The sequence below is a fragment of the Agromyces sp. NPDC004153 genome (genome assembly GCF_053603635.1).
Map to the genome: position 1 here is coordinate 2121491 of NZ_JBSGFY010000001.1, position 16210 is coordinate 2137700.

Below are 16210 nucleotides of genomic sequence, written 5' to 3' on the forward strand. Positions count from 1 at the left end.
AGGCTACGCCTCGACGAGCGCGCGCTGCACCACCGAGGTGAAGAACCCGAGCCCGTCGACGCCCGACCGCATCGCGGCGGGGGTGTCGGGGCCGAAGCCCGGCTCGACGGCGTGCTCGGGGTGCGGCATGAGGCCGACGACGTTGCCGCGGACGTTCGTGATGCCGGCGATGTCGCGCAGCGAGCCGTTGGGGTTCACGTCGACGTAGCGGAACACCACGCGACCCTCGCCCTCGAGGCGGTCGAGCGTCTCGTCGTCGGCGATGAAGCCGCCCTCGCCGTTCTTCAGCGGGATCGTGATCTCCTGGCCGGCCTCGAAGCCGCTCGTCCAGTCGGTCGCCGAGTTCTCGACGCGCAGCACCTGGTCGCGGCAGATGAACGAGCCGTGGTCGTTGCGGATCAGCCCACCCTCGAGCAGGTGCGCCTCGGTGAGCATCTGGAAGCCGTTGCAGATGCCGAGCACGGGCAGGCCCCGGTTCGCGGCATCCACGACCTCGGTCATGATCGGGCTGAGCGAGGCGATCGCGCCGCAGCGGAGGTAGTCGCCGTAGCTGAAGCCGCCTGGCAGGATGAGCGCGTCGACGCCCTCGAGGTCGTGCGAGCCGTGCCAGAGGGCGACGGGCTCGGCGCCGGCGAGCCGCACGGCCCGCTGGGCGTCGCGGTCGTCGAGCGAGCCGGGGAAGGTGATGACGCCGATGCGCATGACGGCCGACCTCAGTGGGTCTCGCCCGCGGGCGCCACGTAGCCGGTGTCGGCGTGCTCGGCTGCCGCGTGTGCGGCCTCCTCGGCGAGCTCGACGTTCGACTGCTCGTAGTGGATGCCGACGACGTCCTCGATGACCGAGTTCGAGAGGATCTCCTCGGCGATCTGCTGGACCTGCGCCTTGAGCGCATCGTCGACGGGTCCGTCGACGGTCAGCTCGAAGCGCTTGCCGATGCGCACTCCGGTGAACCCGGTGCGGCCCGTTCGGGCGAGGGCGCCGGCCACGGCCTTCCCCTGCGGATCGAGCAGCTCGGCCTTGGGCATCACGTCGACGACGATGGTGGGCACCGCGGTTCTCCGTCCGGTGTCGAGGGTGTGGATGCCTCGATTCTATCGGTGGCGACGCGTTCCCCGATCCCGGGGTCGTTCCTCAACGATCGGTCGCGCGTCGGACGATGCGGATCGCGTCGGGTCGGTCCTCCGCCCCCAGCTTGAGCAGCACGTTCGACACGTAGTTCGCGACCGTCTTCCGTGAAACGCCGAGCCGCTCGGCGATGGCCTCGTTCGGCAGCCCCTTGCCGATCAGCTCGGCGATCGAACGTTCCCTCGGCGTCAGCCCGGGCAGGCTCTCGACGGCGGCTCGTGTCGCGGTGCCGGAATCGAGGAGCGGCCGTGGCACGCCGCTGTCGAGCCACTGCGCTCCCATGAGCACCGCCTGCACGGCCGCCACGACGTGGTCGGGGGAGGCGTCCTTCGTGACGTAGGCCGTGGCGCCGGCTTCGAGTGCGCGCCGGACCGTGTCGGCGTCGTCGTACATCGTGATGACCACGAACCGCGTCTCGGGCAGCGCGGCGGAGAGCTGCTCGGTCGCCGCGAGCCCGCTCCGATCCGGCAGCCCGAGGTCGATGAGCACCGCGTCGGGACGACGGGACATCACGACCTCCACCGCCTCGGCGGCACTGGCCGCCTCGGCCACCACGTCGAAGCCGCTCGCCTCGAGCAGTGCGACGAGCCCCTTCCGGAACAGCGGATGGTCGTCGACGACCACGAGCGTGGTCACGTCGACCCCAACTCGAGCGGGAGGCGAACGTGCACACGGCTCCCGCCGTCGGGGTCACGTCCGATCTCGGCGGTCCCGCCGAGCTCGCGCGCACGCTCGCGGATCGACGAGATGCCCAGCCCGTCGAGCACGCGCTCGGGCATCCCGATCCCGTCGTCGCGCACGGTGACGTCGAGGTGATCCGCTTCGCGGTGGAGCGAGACCGTGCAGGTCGTGGCGGCCGCGTGCCGCCGGACGTTCGAGACCGCCTCCTGCACGATGCGCAGTGCCGCCACGTCGACGGCGGCGGGGAGCGGCATCCGTTCGTCGTCGGCCTCGAGGCGGATCTCGATGTCGTCGGGACGCGGGGCGGTCACGCGCGACCGGATGGCGGCCACGAGGCCCTGTTCATCGAGCACGGCCGGCCGCAGGTCGTGCGAGATCTCGCGGGCTCGCACGATCACCGAGCGGATGTCGCGGTGGAGCTCGTCGGCGATCGCGACCAGCTGCGGGTCGCCGCCGGTCGCTGCGAGGCGTCGCGCGAGGGCGGCGGCACTCAGCGCGAGCCCGGCCAGGCTGGGGGACAGGTCGTCGTGCAGGTCGCGGCGCAGCCGGCGACGCTCCTCCTCGCGAGCCGCGACGAGCATCGCGTGCGACTCGGTGAGCCGGGCGAGCGCTCGCACCCCGTGCAGGGCGGGTCCGGCGTGGAGGGCCAGCGCCCTCGCGACCTCCCGGTCGCGCGCGGTCAGCTCCGACTCGCCTGGTCGTGGGGGGATCAGCAGGCGTGCCAGTTCTTCGCCGAGGTGCACGACCGGGAACTCCTCCGTCCGGCCCTCGATCACGCCGACCTGCGCGTCGACCTCGGTGCCGCGGAGGGCCGCACCGTCGAGGAACAGGCTGTCGACCACGCTGCGGAGGATCGCCTCGGGCACCCGCACCGCTTCGGGCTCGTCGGCGACGGCCCGTCCGAGGGCGTCGACCGCGGCGGCGGGGTCGACGCGACCGCGGTACACCACCCGTTCGGCGACCCACGAGGCGGCCCGGATCACGGGCACGGCCACGACGGCGACCACGGCAGCCCCGATCCATCCGGCCGCCTCGCTTCCGGGTGCGCCGACCGACCTGCCGGCCCAGTACGCGGCCGCGAGCACCGGCGCGGTCAACGTGAACACGAGCAGGGCGCGCAGCAGCGGATCGACGTTCCAGAGCCTCGGCCGTACGAGGCCGATGACGAAGCCCAGGAGCGCCGGCACGATGGCCAGGTTCGCGGCGGCCTCGAACCCGGGACCCCGCTCGCCGATCGGGCCGCCTTCCAGGACGAAGACGAGGACGAAGAGCTCGGCGCTCGTGAGGATGCCCAGGAGCGCCCACCGGAGGCTCTCGCGCTGCCGCGTGTCGGACCGGTACCGATATCGGTAGACCTGCCCGAGGACGAGGAGCAGGCCGGACGATCCGACGAGGATCCACCACGGCTCGTCGGTGATCGCGCCGCCGGTCGCGAACACGGCGGCCATGCACGCGATGAGCACGACGACCGGCGCGATGAACCACCGCGGGACGAATCGCCCGTCGGGGTAGGTCGCCGCGAGGAGCGGGAAGGCGCCGAACCAGACGGCCGAGGCGATCGTGGCGGCCGGGATCGCGGCGGCCACGGCCGAACTCAGGAGGATCGCGACGACTGCGGTCGCGGGCACCCATGCTCGACCGAGCGAGGGCCCACCTCGCGACGGGACGACTGCCACGACCACGAGGGCGGCACCCAGCAGGCCGACCGTCGCGACGACGGCCTGTGAAGCGAGGAGCGCGGCCTGCCCGCCCGTCATGACCCGATCCTGCCACCGCGGCGATCGGCCTGCCAGAGGCAGGGTGATCCGCCGGCTCGGGTCACTCGACCGCCGGCCGCCGGCTCCGGAGGAGGAACGAGACGCCGGCGACGAGCACGAAGCACAGGACGCCGATGAATCCCCACGGCACCGAGAACGGAACGAGGAAGGGCACGGCGAGTGCGGCGGCCGCCGCGAATCCGATCAGGGCCACCGGCCAGCCGATGACCCCCGCGCGGCGCCCGGTGGTCGCCAGGAACACCGCGTAGCCGCCGAGGCCGATCGCTCCGGTCAGCCCGAAGGCGGTGATGAGGAACGCGTTGGCGTACAGGACCGCCATCTGCGGGGTCGCGTCGGGCAATGTCTCCGCGAGTCCGAGCCCGACGGACGTGTACGGAACGAGGCTTGCGCTCGCGACCGCGATCCATGCAGCGGCACCCACATGCCCGAACGCTTCGCCCACCCTCGCCCAGGTGGGCTCGTCGGGGCCGGTCCGACGTCGGACGAGCCGCGATGACGCACGGACGAACGCGAACAGGCCGACGGCCATGCCGAGGAAGATCACCGCCTCGATCGCTCCGGAGTACGGCCGCTCCTGGAGGAGTGCCATGGTCGCGAACTCGTCGCCCGCGGCGGCGGAGGCCACAGCGACCACCACGGGCTGGCCGAGCCAGGCGCCGACGGCGATGAGGCCGCCGAGGCCGGCGGTGCGGTAGAGGCGCCGCTCCGGCCGGCGGGCGGCACGGGCTGTGCTCTCGGGTCCGGAGCCGGACTCGAAGCCGGAGGCGGACGCGGAGGCGGATGAGGTGGACATGTCGGCTCCTGTGGTTCGAGCGCCGCTCCGGCGCCGTGCCGTCAGGTTCGCGCGCCGTGATCCCGGGACGCCAGTGATCGCGGGTCCCGGGTCGAGCGCCACGGCGATCACAGCCCCCGGGTCTGCTCGCCGTAATCCGCATGGCGCGCTGCATGCCGGCCCCGGATGCCGCTGAGGCTCATGCCGAGGATCGACGCGGTGAGCTCGTGCGTGTCGACCTTCGGCCCCGCCTTCCATCCGCCGGCGGCGAGCTGCTGGAAGCCGATGACCGCCGCGACGACGGCAGCACCGCGGCGGCGCGCCTCATCCTCGTCGACCCCGGCGTCGTGGAGCAGCGCGGCGACGTACCCGACGCGGCGCTCGGTCACCCGCGCGACGGCGGCGTCGACCGACTCGGGTACGGCGTCGAGGTAGAGCGTTCGCTCGCCGCCGCGCTCGCCCATGCGGTCGACGATGACGTCGTACAGTGCGGCGAGCCGCTCCTCGGGCGTGCCCGCGCGCTCGACGAGGTCGATGACGAAGTCGGTCTCGCTGCGCTCCCACCGCTCCATGACGGCGTTCACGAGAGCGGCCCGATCGGCGAAGTGCCAGTAGAACGAGCCCTTGGTCGCGCCGAGGTCGCGCGCGACGGCCTCGACCCGCACGGCCGATAGGCCGCCGTCGTTGAAGCGCCGGTATGCCGCGTCCACCCAGTCGTCGGCCGAGAAGCTTGCCATGACTGTACGGTACCGTATAGTCTCCCATACGCCCCCGTATGGAGGAACGATGTCCACACCCGTCTTCTGGTCGATGGCGTTCGACGAGATCGCCGATCCCGACTACGCCGACGTCGCGGTCGGCGTGCTGCCCGCGCACGCCACGGCCGATCCGGCGGCGTGGGCGCGCAGCCTGTTCTCGCTGCGCTCGCTGCCGATGTGGCTCGTACTGCTCGTGCGCCTCCGCCAAGTGCTCGGTCCGCTCGTGGGCGTGCCGAAGGCGCCGCACGACCGCTTCGCCGTGCGGTGCGTGTCGGGCGACGAGGTGCTGATCGCCGTCGACCAGCGGCTGCTCGACGTGCGGGTGGGCGTGGGCGTCGACGAGCGGCACGGCATCGTGCGCGTCGTCACGGCCGTGCGCCTCAAGGGCCGGCTCGGCCAGGCGTGGTTCCTGCCGGTGCGGGTCGTGCACCCGCACCTCGTGCAGGCGATGATCGCGCGCTCGCGGCGGCGACTCTCGGGCGTGACCGCGTGAGGAGGCCCGGTCGGCGACGCGCGCCCGACCGGGCCTCCCACGTCGGGTTCAGCGCTTGAAGATCCCCCGCAGCACGAGCACGACGCCCACGGCGATCGCAGCGCCTGCGGCGATCACGGCCACCGGGTTCTCGCGGTAGCGCGCCTGCACGTAGGTCACGCCGTCGTCGGCGGCGGTCTTCGCGTTCGCGTACGCCTCCTTGGCCTGCGCGGTGACGGCCTCGGCGGCATCGGATGCCGCGGCCTTCACGTCGTCGATCACGTCGCCGACGACCGCGGCGACGTGCTCCTTCGCGTCGGTCCCGCCGTCGAAGAGCTCGTCGGCGGCGCTGCGGGCGGCCGCGCTCGCGTCGCGGACGGCGTCGCCCGCCTCGTCGAGCAGTTCTTCTCCGGCATCGCCGGCGGCATCCGTCACCTTGTACGCGGCTTCGCGTGCGGCCTGGGTCGCGTCGGCGATCTTGCGGTCCGTGTCGGTCATGGTTCCACCCTCCTCGTCGTTGCGATCCGGTCATGCTACGCGCGCTCTTCGGGAGCCGCCTGCAGGGACCGGAGGGCTTGCCAACGCGCCGACCGGGCTGCTAGTCGGGGTCGGGGCATCCGCGGTCGGAAGGTGGGGAAGGCCCCGATGCGGAGGCTGCGGCACCCGACGAGGATGCGCCCATGAATCGCGTCGCACAGGTATTCGCCGCCCTCGAGGCGCTGACGCTCATCACGGTCGGCCTGCTCGAGTCGTTCTTCTTCCGCAGCCCCGAGCTCTACCCGATCTTCCTCATCGAACCAGACGAGTACGACGCCGTGGCCCTGTGGACGCGCAACGTCGGCGTCTACAACATGCTCATGGGCCTGGCGATCGTCGTCGGCCTCGTGCTCGTGCACCGGGCGCAGGTCGCCGCGGGCCGCGCGATCATCCTCACGATCAGCGGCATGCACGTGGTGCTCGGCGTCTCGCTCGTGGTCACCGCGCCCGAGCTCTGGCTCTCGGCGGTGTTCGAGTTCGGCCTCGCGCTCGCCGTGATCCTCGCGATCGTGCTCCCCGACCGTCGGAGCACCGCCGAAGCACCCGACGAGCCCGTGGCTACGCCAGCCCGGCCCGCTCGGTGAGCACGGCCCGCAGTTGGTCGCGCGTGGCCGCGAGGCCGCGGTGCACCTCCTCGAAGCTCGTCGAGAGCGGCGAGAGGCCGAGTCGCAGGCCGCCGGGGTCGCGGTAGTCGGGGATCACGTCCTGCTGCCACAGCCGCGCCGTGACCTCGCGCATGGCCGGATGCTCCAGCGTCACGTGCCCGCCGCGCTCCTCGGAGTCGACCGGGGACGCGAGCTGCACGCCGAGCGGCGCCAGCCACTCGTCGGCGACCGTCATCGCGTAGGAGGTGAGCGCGACGGACTTCGTGCGGATCGCCCCGATGCCCGCCTCCTCGATCATCGCGAGCGTCTCCTCCATCGCGAGCATGCCCACGATGGGCGGCGTGCCGCTGATGAAGCGACGGATGCCGCGCGCCGGCCGGTACTCGGGGCCCATCGCGAACACGTCGGCGGTGCCCATCCACCCCTGGATGGGCTGGGCGAGCACGTCCTGCAGGTCGTCGCGCACGTACGCGAACGCGGGGGATCCGGGTCCGCCGTTGAGGTACTTGTACGTGCAGCCGACCGCGAGGTCGAACCCCCAATGGTCGGCGCGCACGGGCACCGACCCGGCCGAGTGGCAGAGGTCCCACAGCACGAGGGCGCCGGCGTCGTGCGCGATGCGCGTGAGCTCATGGGCGTCGGCGAGGTAGGCCGACCGGTACGCGACGTGCGAGAGCACGACGAGCGCGGTGTCGGGGCCGACAGCCTCGGCGAGGTGCTCGGGCGTCACGCCCGATGAGGTGTCGACCTCGATCCAGCGCAAGCGCAGGCCGCGCTCGCGCGCGATGCCGTCGAGCACGTAGCGGTCGGTGGGGAAGTTGTCGCTGTCGACCACGATCTCGCGGCGGCCGGGATCGCGGGCGAGCTGCGCGTCGACGGCGGCGCGCGCGAGCTTGTAGAGCAGCACGGTCGTGGAGTCGCCGATCACGGTCTGCCCGGCCTTCGCCTCGATCACGGCGCGGCCGATGCGGTCGCCGATCTCGAACGGCAGCTGCATCCAGGCCTCGTCCCACCCGCGGATGAGCCGCCCGCCCCAGTCCTCCCGCAGGAACCGGTCCATGCGCTCGATCGCCGCGACCGGGGGCCGTCCGAGCGAGTTGCCGTCGAAGTAGACGAGGTCGCTCTCGGCGCCGACGAAGCGCTTGCGGTAGTGCGCCAGCCCGTCGGCGCGGTCCATGCGCCGGGCGTACGCGAGGTGCGGGTCGAGGGTCACAGGGCCTCCAGGTCTTCCGTGGGCACGACGCACGCGGTCGCGAGCCACGCGGGCACGTCGTCGAGGATGTCGGGCACAGGGCCGGGCACGAACGTCGCGATGCCCTCCGCTCGCGCCGGGCGCGGCCACGGATCGGCGATCGCGGCGAGCAGTGCCGGCGCGTCGAGGCCCGCGCCGACCAGCAGGCTGAGCTCGTCGGGGTTCACGCCGAGCGGCTGGTCGCCGTTCCCGAGGTCGGTGCCGTAGAGCACGCGTCCGCCGGCGTCGAGGAAGCGCCGCAGGTTGTCGGCGGCACGCTCGGACTCGGGGGTGACCGTGCCGTAGCCGGTGACGAAGAGCGTCGAGATCCAGCGTTGGCCGATCGCGACGGCCCGGGCGACGAGGGCGTCGTCGACGTGCTCGGTGAACGGGGTGTGGGCCAGCGCGTCGACGCCGGCCTCGACCGCGAGTCGCGTCATCCCGTCGCCCTCGACGTGGGCGACCACGGGCATGCCCCGCTCGTGCGCCGCCCGCACGATCGCGTCCAGCGTCGACGCGTCGAACACGGGCCCGACGTCGGCGTTGAGCGCGACCTTGATGACGGATGCCCCGAACGCCTGCTGCTCGCTCACCGCCGTCTCGGCGGCGCTCGGCAGGGCCGACCGGCCGTCGCCGCGCACGGGCTCCACCTCGCGTGCGCACCCGGGCGCCGCCCACGGACGACCGATCGGGTATCCGCCCGGTGCGGTGAGGAACGCGCCGGCGAAGTCCGCGCGCGGCAGGCCGTCGCGGTGGACGCGGGCCGCCACGAGGTCGAGCGGCGCCCCCAGGTCGAGGATGCCGGCGATGGCGGTGTCGGCGAGCGCGTCGGCGCCCACGAGCATGAGGTGCACGTGGTGGTCGACGAGGGGCGGCAGCATGGTGCCCGTCTCGCCGGGGTGGTCGCCGTTGAGCGAGCGGCGCACGGGCACCGCGAGCGGACCGAGGTCGAGTGCGATCACGGGGGCGACGAACGGGTCCGCGGGGGCGTCGGTCATCGGCTCATCCCGGGATCTCGGTGCGTACCGCGTAGAGCTCGGGGAAGAACGTGAGCTCGAGCGCGCGCCGCAGGAACGGTGCGCCGCTCGACCCGCCCGTGCCGGTCTTCGAGCCGATGATGCGCTCGACGGTCTTCAGGTGGCGGAAGCGCCAGAGCTGGAAGTTGTCCTCGAGGTCGACGAGCTCCTCGCACGTCTCGTACGCGGCCCAGTGCTGGTCGGGATTCGCGTAGATCTCGGCGAACACCGGCACGAGGTCGGCCCGGAACGTCCAGGCGAGGGTGACGTCGCGCTCGAGCACGTCGGCGGGGATCGGGTAGCCCGCCCGTGCGAGCAGCCGCAGGAACTCGTCGTAGAGGCTGGGCGATTCGAGGGCCCGGCGGAGGATCGCGGTCGCCGCGGCATCCGACTCGAAGACCTGCATCATCTTCGCGTTCTTGTTGCCGAGCACGAACTCGACGGCGCGGTACTGGTAGGACTGGAAGCCGCTCGCGTTGCCGAGCACGCCGCGGAACTGCGCGTACTCGGTGGGCGTGAGCGTCGCGAGCACCGACCACTGCTCGGTGAGCGTCTTCTGGATGTGCTTGACGCGCGCGATGCACTTGAGGGCCGGCGCGAGCTCGTCGGCGCGGAGCAGCTCGCATGCCGTCTCGAGCTCGTGCAGCACGAGCTTCAGCCACAGCTCCGTGGTCTGGTGCTGGATGATGAACAGCAGCTCGTCGTGGTGCTCGGGCCGCGAGATCGGGCGCTGCGCGGCGAGCAGCGTCGACAGGTCGAGATACCCGCCGTAGCTCATGCGATCGCTGAAGTCGGTGACGACGGATGCCTCGATGCGGCGCGTGTTGGCCGCGACGGGCTGCTCGGGTTCGGGGGCTTCGGGCACGTGATCAGCCTAGCCCGCGGCGCCTCGCGCGGATCGGGCGCGGCGGGCGCCCCCACCCGGTCAGACCGGCCTGCTACCCGCCGCGCCGCATCCCTCTCCCCCAAGAGGGCCGTCCGCCAACGCCCCGAGATGAAGCGGAGGCGACCCTCCGAATGATAGCCGACATCCGGGCGTACAGTGAAGTCGTGAACCCGACCGCGTCGCCGCGTCGCGATGCACGGCGCAACCATGAGCGGCTCCTCGCCGAGGCGAGGGTGCTCTTCGGGGAGCGCGGCATCGACGCCCCGCTCGACGAGCTCGCGACGCGGGCCAGCGTCGGTGCGGGCACCGTCTACCGGCACTTCCCCACGCGCGACGCGCTCATCCGCGAGCTCTACGACACGGCGGTCGGCGACCTGCACGGCTTCGCGCCCGAGATCGTCGGCGCCGAGACCGGATGGCGCGCGATCGAGCTCTGGCTCGAGCGACTGGGGGCCTGGGTCGCCGAGTCGCCGTACCTCCCCGCCGTGATGCGCCGGATGGCCGAGCTCGATCCCGACTACAAGCCGGGCGCCGAGTTCGCGGACACGATGGACGGCATCGTCGCTCGGGCGAAGTCCGAGGGCGCGCTGCGCGAGGACGTCACGGCCGTCGACCTCGGCGTGCTCGTCGACATGCTCGGCTCCATCGGGCAGTACGGCGGCGCCTACCTGCCGTACTGGCGGCGCCAGCTGACGGTCGTGCTCGATGGCCTCCGCGCCCGGCCCGACCTCACGCCGCTGCCGGGCGCCGGGCAGTCGTTCGACGCGTTCCACGACATGTCGCACGCGAAGGGGCCGAAAGTGGCGCCGACGGGCTGAGCGGCGTCAGCGCCGCACCCCGGCGCGCACCTCCACGAGGTTCGACCACGGGTCGTCGAACGCGAGCGTGCGACCGTCGTCGCGCGTGGCGACGTCGTAGTGCGACATCCGCTCGCCGAGCTCGCCGAGGTCGTCGGCCGTGGGTACGACGATCTCGACCTTGCCGAGGCCGAGCGCGAGGCCGCGACGGCCGGCGCCGGCGCTGTTCCACGTGTTCATCGCCATGTGGTGGTGGTAGCCGCCCGCCGAGACGAACAGCGCGCCGGGCCAGCCGTCGGCGGTCGTCTCGAAGCCCAGGCGGTGCACGTAGAACTCGCGGGCGCTGTCGATGTCGCCGACCGAGAGGTGCACGTGGCCCACCACCGCGTCGCCGAGCCCGAGACCGGATGCCGCGGCATCCGCCCCGGCCTGGCCGAGGTGCTCGCGCAGGTACGTGTTCGGGTCGAGGAAGATCGTGGCCATCTCGATCCGGCCGTGGGTCCAGCTCCAGGTGGAGCGGTCGCGGTCGAAGTAGAGCTCGACGCCGTTGCCCTCGGGGTCGGTGAAGTAGAACGCCTCGCTCACGAGGTGGTCGGCGCTGCCGGTGAAGGTGCCGGGGTACTTCGACGCGACCGAGAGGATGGCGGTCGCGAGCGCCTCGCGCGAGTCGAACAGGATCGCGGTGTGGAAGAGGCCGGCGCTGCGCGGCGACGCGTGCTTCAGCTCGGGGGCGTGCTCGAGGATGACGATCGGCGTGGTGCCGCGTCCGAGTACGGCGACGGGGCCGTCATGGCTGAGCAGCTGCAGGGTGACGCCGTCGCGGTAGTAGCGGATCATCGCGTCGAGGTCGGCGACCCGCAGCGTCACCGCGCCCATGCCGGTGTCGGCGGCGAGGAGCCCGCCCGACGGCAGGTCATTGGTTGTAGTCACAACTAATGATAACCCGGGATCCTGAGGATCTGTTCCCCGGGTTGCCGCTCAGAGCCCGAGCGTCAGCCGGTCGAGCAGCGCCCGGTAGCGCTCGGCCGTCTGCTCGACGATCTCGTGCGGCAGCGTCGGCGGCGCCTCGAAGGCCGCCTGGTCCCAGTTCGCGGCGAGCCAGTCGCGCACGATCTGCTTGTCGAAGCTCGCCATGCGCTGCTCGGGCGTCGCGCCCGTGCGGTACGCGTCGGCATCCCAGTAACGGCTCGAGTCGCTCGTCAGCACCTCGTCGGCGAGCGTCACGATGCCGATGTCCCGGTCGGCGCCGAACTCGAACTTCGTGTCGGCGAGGATGAGCCCGCGCCGCTCGGCGATGATCGACGCGTGCGCGAACGTCTCGAGCGAGATGGCCCGGAGCTGCTCGGCGACGGTCTCGCCGACGAGCTCGACGGTGCGCTCGTAGGTGATGTTCTCGTCGTGCTCGCCCAGCGGCGCCTTCCACGCGGGCGTGTAGATCGGCTCGGGGAACCGGTCGCCGTTCTGCAGGCCCTCGGGCAGCGTTACGCCGCCGATGGCGCCCGTCGCCTGGTACTCCTTCCACCCGCCGCCCGTGAGGTAGCCGCGCACGACGCACTCGATGGGGAACATGTCGAGCGTGCGGGCCAGCGTGGCGCGGTCGGCGACCTCGGCGGGGATCGCCGGCAGGTGGAGGCGGTCGTCCTCGGCGTATGCGAGGTGGTTGGGCACGTCGGGCAGTTGGTCGAACCACCAGCGCGTGAGCGCCGTGAGCATGGCGCCCTTGCCGGGGATCGCCGGCTCGAGCACCCGGTCGTACGCGCTCACGCGGTCGCTCGCGACCACGAGCACGATGCGGCTCAGTTGCAGCGGGTCGCCGGTCCACGTGTCGTCGTCGGTCAGCGCCGAACTCGACACGTACAGGTCGCGCACCTTGCCCGAGTAGACGTGGGTCCAGCCGGGCAGGTCAGCCGTTCCGCTCATGTGTCCGTGCTCCTCACTCCGCGTCGTGCGCGGCGATCACTCCGCGACGCGCGCGGCGATGTCGGTGCGGTACTGGCCGCCCTCGAGGCGCAGGCGGCCGAGCGCGTCGTACGCGCGGCTGCGGGCCTCGGCGAAGTCGGAGCCGACGGCGACGACGTTGAGCACGCGACCGCCGGTGGCGATGAGGGCTGCCGCGACGCCCTCGCCAGCGGCGGCGCCGATGGCCGTCGCGGCATGCGCGACGTGCACGCCGGGCACGGATGCCGCGTCGTCGAGTCCTTCGATCACGCGACCGGTCACGGGGGCCTCGGGATACCCCTCGCTCGCGAGCACGACCGTCACCGCGGCATCCGACCGGAACTCGGGTCGCGGCAGCTCGCCCAGCCCGCCGGTGGCGGCGGCGAACAGGAGGCCCGACAGCGGCGTGGCGAGGCGCGGCAGCACCGCCTGGGTCTCGGGGTCGCCGAACCGGGCGTTGAACTCGATGACCCGGATGCCCTTCGACGTGAGGATGAGGCCGGCGTAGAGCAGCCCGATGAACGGCGTCTGCTCCTCGGCGAGCCGGCGCACGGTCGGCAGCGCGATGGTCTCGATCACCTCGTCGACGAACGCCTGCTCGCTGCCGAAGTCGTCGGCGAGCCACGGCAGCGGCGAGTACGCGCCCATGCCGCCGGTGTTCGGGCCGGCGTCGGCGTCCTGCAGGCGCTTGTAGTCCTGCGCCGGCGAGAGCGGCAGCACGTTGGTGCCGTCGGAGAGGAGGAAGAGCGAGACCTCCTGGCCGTCGAGGAACTCCTCGACGAGCACGGGGCCCTGCTGCAGGTAGTGCGTGGCGTGCGCGAGCGCAGCATCGCGGTCGTGGGTCACGAGGACGCCCTTGCCGGCGGCGAGGCCGTCGGCCTTCACGACGTAGGGGTCGCCGAACTCGTCGAGCGTCGCCTCGACCTCGGCGAGCGTCTCGGCCAGCGTCGCACGACCGGTCGGCACGCCCGCGGCCTCCATGATGCGCTTCGCGAACGTCTTCGAGCCTTCGAGCGCCGCGGCCGCCTTGCCCGGGCCGAACACCGCGATGCCGCGGGTGCGCAGCGCGTCCGCGACGCCGGCGACGAGGGGTGCCTCGGGCCCGATCACGACGAGCTCGATGTCGTTGTCGATCGCGTAGTCGGCGACGATCACCGGGTCGGTCGGGTCGAGGGCGATCGTGGTCACGGTGCCGCGGGCCGCAGAGGTCGCGGATGCCGCGATTCCGGCGTTCCCGGGCGCTGCGATGATCTCATGGCCGGCCTCCTCGTCGAGGAGCGCGAGGATGATGGCGTGCTCGCGCGCGCCCGAGCCGAGGACGAGGATTCTCACCGGATCAGGCTACCGGATCGGGGTGTGCGCACCTGGGGGCGGGACCCCATGCGACGAGGCCGTCGTGGGGCCTGTGCGGGCCGTGCGTCGCAGGCGTGCGGGAGGATGGAGGCATGGCACGGGCACGCATCGACGACGAACTCGGACGCGCGGCGTTCGCCACCGTGCGGGCGATCGCGGCGGGGCACGCGGCATCCGGCGATGGACTGCGGCTCGCGGCATCCGTCGACCGCACGACCCTCGCGCTCGCCGTGCGCTACTCGCTGCAGCTGCTCGCCGAGCAGGCCCCGGGCGGCACCGTCGAGGTGCGGGTGCCGCCGTATGCCGCGGTGCAGTGCGTCGAGGGGCCGAGGCACACGCGCGGCACGCCCCCGAACGTCATCGAGACGGATGCCGAGACCTGGATCGCGCTCGCCGGCGGCGACCTGACGTGGGACGACGCGCGTGCCGCCGGCCGCGTGCACGCGTCGGGACAGCGGGCGGATCTCGCGGGGTACCTTCCGGTGATCGCGGGCTGACCCGTCCTCCACAGGTCGCGTCACTGGCTGGTTCTCCACAAGGAAAAGCGCCGGTCAGCGCGGTATTCCGATGTCGGAGGGTCGTGGTCGGATGGATCCATGGAGCCCACCGCACGACTCGAAGCGGCGCTCGAGCACATCACTCGGCTCGAGCGTGCGATCCGCGCCGCGCAGGCCGAGCAGCTGCACTGGGTGCACGAGCTGCGCGTCGCGATGGGCGAGGTCGAGCAGCACCCGGCGCGCACCGACCGCGAGAACCGGGAGTGGGCCGATCGCGCGTGCTCGTCCGAGCTCGCCACGGCCCTCCGTGTGCACGAGCGCACGGCCGTGCGCCAGATGCACGACGCCGTCGCCCTCGCGACACGACTGACGTCGGCGGCATCCGCGCTCGCCGAGGGCGACGTGTCGCTGCAGCAGGTGCGCGACCTCGTCGACTCGGTGGCCCTCATACCGCCGGAGCGCGTCGAGGAGTTCGAGCACGAGGCGCTCGAGAGGGCGCGCCGTATGACGCCGGTCGCGTTCCGCAAGGCGCTCCGCCGGCTCGAGCACCGGTACTCGACCACGGCCGCCGTCGAGCGCCGGCGACGTGCCCTCGATGACCGGCGGCTCGTCATCGAGGCCGCGCCCGACGGCATGGCCTGGGTGAACCTGTTCTGCGCCGCTGAGGAGGCGGTGGCGATCCGGGCGCGCGTCGCTGCGTGCGTCGCGACGCGCGCTGCAGACGACCGGCGCACGAAGCCGCAGCGAGAGGCCGACGCGGCCGTCGCCCTGCTCCTCGGTCGGGTCGATGCGAGCGCCGCGCCGCAGGTCGGCGACCTCGGCGCGGTCCGCGCGACGGTGCACCTCACGATCCCGGCGCTGTCGCTGCTCGGCCACGGTGAGCTGCCGGCGTCGCTCGACGGGCACGGTCCCATCGACGTCGAGACCGCTCGTCTCATCGCCTCGCACGTGCCCTCGATCCGACCCATCCTCACCGACCCCGTCACGGGGGTAGTGCTCCGGTTCGGCCGCACGCGTCGACGCGTCCCGGCAGAGCTCGCGGAATGGCTGCGACTGCGCGACGGCGGCTGCCGGTTCCCGGGCTGCGAGAAGCGGGCGATCGCCTGCGACCTCGACCACACCACCGCGTTCGAGCACCGCGGCTGCACCGATCACGACAACCTCGCTCACCTCTGCCGACATCACCACCGGCTCAAGCACCACACCGGTTGGCGCATGTGGCAGGGCGCCGACGGAGTGGTGCGCTGGCGGAGTCCCGCCGGCCGCTGGTTCGAGCTGCCGCCCGACGTGCGCGCCGTCCCAGACGGGCCGGGTTCCGAGAGTGGGTCGACCGCGCGAGCGGGGTGATCGCAGGCGGGCACCAGCACCCAGCAGCTGATGGGACAATGGAGCGGTGAGCAACACCGATGACTTCCCCCGCCCCGATGGCGACAGCGGCGAGCCGCTCGAGACCGACGTGACGGACGACGTCGTCACCGTGCGTCGCGCGCCCCGCTACGGCCGGTTCATCACGCTCGGCGCGCTCGTGGGCGCGGTCGTCGCGCTGATCCTCACGTTCGCGTTCTCGGGTGAGCCGGCCCAGCCCGAGCTCGAGCCCGGCTTCGACAAGGGCCAGGTCTTCGGGTTCCTGCTGCTGCTCTGCGGCGTGATCGGCGCCACGCTCGGCGCTGTTGTCGCGCTCCTCATCGACCGCGCCTCGGCCAAGCGCGCACGGGCAGTCGAGGTCGTCCACGAGTCGACGCACCGCGTCGACGAGTAGTGGCG

At 72.5% G+C, this 16210-nt stretch carries 18 protein-coding genes and 1 pseudogene; 6 read left to right on the plus strand and 13 right to left on the minus strand.

Features of this window, described 5'->3' with window-relative positions; genetic code table 11:
• Positions 1 to 3: 3 nt before the first annotated feature.
• The 6 genes and pseudogenes from purQ to ACWEOH_RS09995 all read right to left on the minus strand — a co-directional run bounded on the left by purQ (position 4) and on the right by ACWEOH_RS09995 (position 5093).
• Complete coding sequence (gene purQ, locus ACWEOH_RS09970; RefSeq protein ID WP_452030501.1) at positions 4 to 702, minus strand: phosphoribosylformylglycinamidine synthase subunit PurQ; 699 nt, start codon at positions 700 to 702, stop codon at positions 4 to 6.
• A gap of 113 nt (positions 703 to 815) precedes the next feature.
• A pseudogene (gene purS / locus ACWEOH_RS09975) lies at positions 816 to 1049 on the minus strand (phosphoribosylformylglycinamidine synthase subunit PurS); the annotation flags it as partial.
• 82 nt (positions 1050 to 1131) lie between these two features.
• Positions 1132 to 1761 carry a response regulator gene (locus ACWEOH_RS09980; protein ID WP_452030503.1) on the minus strand — a complete coding sequence of 210 codons (630 nt, stop codon included), beginning with the start codon at positions 1759 to 1761 and terminating at the stop codon, positions 1132 to 1134.
• On the minus strand, positions 1758 to 3563 hold the full coding sequence (locus ACWEOH_RS09985; protein ID WP_452030505.1) for a sensor histidine kinase: 1806 nt from the start codon (positions 3561 to 3563) through the stop codon (positions 1758 to 1760). The genes ACWEOH_RS09980 and ACWEOH_RS09985 overlap by 4 nt, the downstream gene beginning before the upstream one ends.
• A gap of 61 nt (positions 3564 to 3624) precedes the next feature.
• Positions 3625 to 4377, minus strand: a complete 753-nt coding sequence (locus ACWEOH_RS09990) for a hypothetical protein (RefSeq protein ID WP_452030507.1) — start codon at positions 4375 to 4377, stop codon at positions 3625 to 3627.
• Positions 4378 to 4484: 107 nt separating this feature from the next.
• Positions 4485 to 5093 (minus strand): TetR/AcrR family transcriptional regulator, encoded by a 609-nt coding sequence (locus ACWEOH_RS09995; protein ID WP_452030509.1) that lies wholly within the window; start codon positions 5091 to 5093, stop codon positions 4485 to 4487.
• 49 nt (positions 5094 to 5142) lie between these two features.
• Between ACWEOH_RS09995 and ACWEOH_RS10000 the strand changes: the two genes are divergently transcribed.
• Positions 5143 to 5607, plus strand: coding sequence for a DUF2867 domain-containing protein (locus ACWEOH_RS10000; RefSeq protein WP_452030511.1), 465 nt, complete (start codon positions 5143 to 5145; stop codon positions 5605 to 5607).
• Positions 5608 to 5655: 48 nt separating this feature from the next.
• On the opposite strand, the gene ACWEOH_RS10005 is transcribed toward ACWEOH_RS10000, so the two are convergent.
• Positions 5656 to 6084: a hypothetical protein gene (locus tag ACWEOH_RS10005; RefSeq protein ID WP_452030513.1), complete on the minus strand. Its 429-nt coding sequence runs from the start codon at positions 6082 to 6084 to the stop codon at positions 5656 to 5658.
• A 182-nt stretch (positions 6085 to 6266) separates the two neighbouring features.
• Between ACWEOH_RS10005 and ACWEOH_RS10010 the strand changes: the two genes are divergently transcribed.
• Complete coding sequence (locus tag ACWEOH_RS10010; RefSeq protein WP_452030515.1) at positions 6267 to 6707, plus strand: DUF1304 family protein; 441 nt, start codon at positions 6267 to 6269, stop codon at positions 6705 to 6707.
• On the opposite strand, the gene ACWEOH_RS10015 is transcribed toward ACWEOH_RS10010, so the two are convergent.
• Genes ACWEOH_RS10015 through kynA form a run of 3 tightly spaced genes read right to left on the minus strand, consistent with a single transcriptional unit; the run spans position 6682 to position 9840 of the window.
• The gene (locus ACWEOH_RS10015) at positions 6682 to 7905 is read right to left on the minus strand and encodes a kynureninase (protein ID WP_452031902.1); all 1224 of its coding nucleotides are present in this window, start codon (positions 7903 to 7905) and stop codon (positions 6682 to 6684) included. The two genes, ACWEOH_RS10010 and ACWEOH_RS10015, sit on opposite strands and share 26 nt — an antisense overlap.
• Positions 7906 to 7937: 32 nt before the next feature.
• Positions 7938 to 8957, minus strand: coding sequence for an amidohydrolase family protein (locus ACWEOH_RS10020; protein WP_452030516.1), 1020 nt, complete (start codon positions 8955 to 8957; stop codon positions 7938 to 7940).
• 4 nt (positions 8958 to 8961) lie between these two features.
• Positions 8962 to 9840 (minus strand): tryptophan 2,3-dioxygenase, encoded by an 879-nt coding sequence (gene kynA / locus ACWEOH_RS10025; protein WP_452030518.1) that lies wholly within the window; start codon positions 9838 to 9840, stop codon positions 8962 to 8964.
• A 185-nt stretch (positions 9841 to 10025) separates the two neighbouring features.
• Here kynA and ACWEOH_RS10030 point away from each other — a divergent pair, with 185 nt between their 5' ends.
• Positions 10026 to 10679: a TetR/AcrR family transcriptional regulator gene (locus ACWEOH_RS10030; RefSeq protein WP_452030520.1), complete on the plus strand. Its 654-nt coding sequence runs from the start codon at positions 10026 to 10028 to the stop codon at positions 10677 to 10679.
• A 6-nt stretch (positions 10680 to 10685) separates the two neighbouring features.
• Here ACWEOH_RS10030 and ACWEOH_RS10035 read toward each other — a convergent pair whose 3' ends face one another.
• The 3 genes from ACWEOH_RS10035 to purD form a co-directional block, all read right to left on the minus strand.
• Positions 10686 to 11534 (minus strand): VOC family protein, encoded by an 849-nt coding sequence (locus ACWEOH_RS10035; protein WP_452031904.1) that lies wholly within the window; start codon positions 11532 to 11534, stop codon positions 10686 to 10688.
• A gap of 102 nt (positions 11535 to 11636) precedes the next feature.
• On the minus strand, positions 11637 to 12578 hold the full coding sequence (locus ACWEOH_RS10040; protein WP_452030522.1) for a phosphoribosylaminoimidazolesuccinocarboxamide synthase: 942 nt from the start codon (positions 12576 to 12578) through the stop codon (positions 11637 to 11639).
• A gap of 36 nt (positions 12579 to 12614) precedes the next feature.
• Positions 12615 to 13928 carry a phosphoribosylamine--glycine ligase gene (purD, locus tag ACWEOH_RS10045; protein ID WP_452030524.1) on the minus strand — a complete coding sequence of 438 codons (1314 nt, stop codon included), beginning with the start codon at positions 13926 to 13928 and terminating at the stop codon, positions 12615 to 12617.
• Between the two features lie 113 nt (positions 13929 to 14041).
• On the opposite strand from purD, the gene ACWEOH_RS10050 reads away from it, so the two are divergent.
• The 3 genes from ACWEOH_RS10050 to ACWEOH_RS10060 all read left to right on the plus strand — a co-directional run bounded on the left by ACWEOH_RS10050 (position 14042) and on the right by ACWEOH_RS10060 (position 16205).
• Positions 14042 to 14446, plus strand: a complete 405-nt coding sequence (locus ACWEOH_RS10050; RefSeq protein WP_452030526.1) for a sterol carrier family protein — start codon at positions 14042 to 14044, stop codon at positions 14444 to 14446.
• Positions 14447 to 14545: 99 nt separating this feature from the next.
• The gene (locus ACWEOH_RS10055; protein WP_452030528.1) at positions 14546 to 15793 is read left to right on the plus strand and encodes a DUF222 domain-containing protein; all 1248 of its coding nucleotides are present in this window, start codon (positions 14546 to 14548) and stop codon (positions 15791 to 15793) included.
• A gap of 46 nt (positions 15794 to 15839) precedes the next feature.
• Positions 15840 to 16205 carry a potassium transporter Trk gene (locus tag ACWEOH_RS10060; RefSeq protein ID WP_452030530.1) on the plus strand — a complete coding sequence of 122 codons (366 nt, stop codon included), beginning with the start codon at positions 15840 to 15842 and terminating at the stop codon, positions 16203 to 16205.
• The last annotated feature ends 5 nt before the right edge of the window (positions 16206 to 16210 follow it).

Excerpts from the sequence above, each read along its gene's own strand:
- purQ (WP_452030501.1), bottom strand. The coding sequence starts at position 702 with ATGCGCATCGGCGTCATCACCTTCCCCGGCTCGCTCGACGACCGCGAC.
- ACWEOH_RS09985 (WP_452030505.1), bottom strand. The coding sequence starts at position 3,563 with ATGACGGGCGGGCAGGCCGCGCTCCTCGCTTCACAGGCCGTCGTCGCG.
- ACWEOH_RS09990 (WP_452030507.1), bottom strand. The coding sequence starts at position 4,377 with ATGTCCACCTCATCCGCCTCCGCGTCCGCCTCCGGCTTCGAGTCCGGC.
- ACWEOH_RS09995 (WP_452030509.1), bottom strand. The coding sequence starts at position 5,093 with ATGGCAAGCTTCTCGGCCGACGACTGGGTGGACGCGGCATACCGGCGC.
- ACWEOH_RS10000 (WP_452030511.1), top strand. The coding sequence starts at position 5,143 with ATGTCCACACCCGTCTTCTGGTCGATGGCGTTCGACGAGATCGCCGAT.
- ACWEOH_RS10005 (WP_452030513.1), bottom strand. The coding sequence starts at position 6,084 with ATGACCGACACGGACCGCAAGATCGCCGACGCGACCCAGGCCGCACGC.
- ACWEOH_RS10010 (WP_452030515.1), top strand. The coding sequence starts at position 6,267 with ATGAATCGCGTCGCACAGGTATTCGCCGCCCTCGAGGCGCTGACGCTC.
- ACWEOH_RS10015 (WP_452031902.1), bottom strand. The coding sequence starts at position 7,905 with ATGGACCGCGCCGACGGGCTGGCGCACTACCGCAAGCGCTTCGTCGGC.
- ACWEOH_RS10020 (WP_452030516.1), bottom strand. The coding sequence starts at position 8,957 with ATGACCGACGCCCCCGCGGACCCGTTCGTCGCCCCCGTGATCGCACTC.
- ACWEOH_RS10035 (WP_452031904.1), bottom strand. The coding sequence starts at position 11,534 with ATGGGCGCGGTGACGCTGCGGGTCGCCGACCTCGACGCGATGATCCGC.
- ACWEOH_RS10040 (WP_452030522.1), bottom strand. The coding sequence starts at position 12,578 with ATGAGCGGAACGGCTGACCTGCCCGGCTGGACCCACGTCTACTCGGGC.
- ACWEOH_RS10050 (WP_452030526.1), top strand. The coding sequence starts at position 14,042 with ATGGCACGGGCACGCATCGACGACGAACTCGGACGCGCGGCGTTCGCC.
- ACWEOH_RS10055 (WP_452030528.1), top strand. The coding sequence starts at position 14,546 with ATGGAGCCCACCGCACGACTCGAAGCGGCGCTCGAGCACATCACTCGG.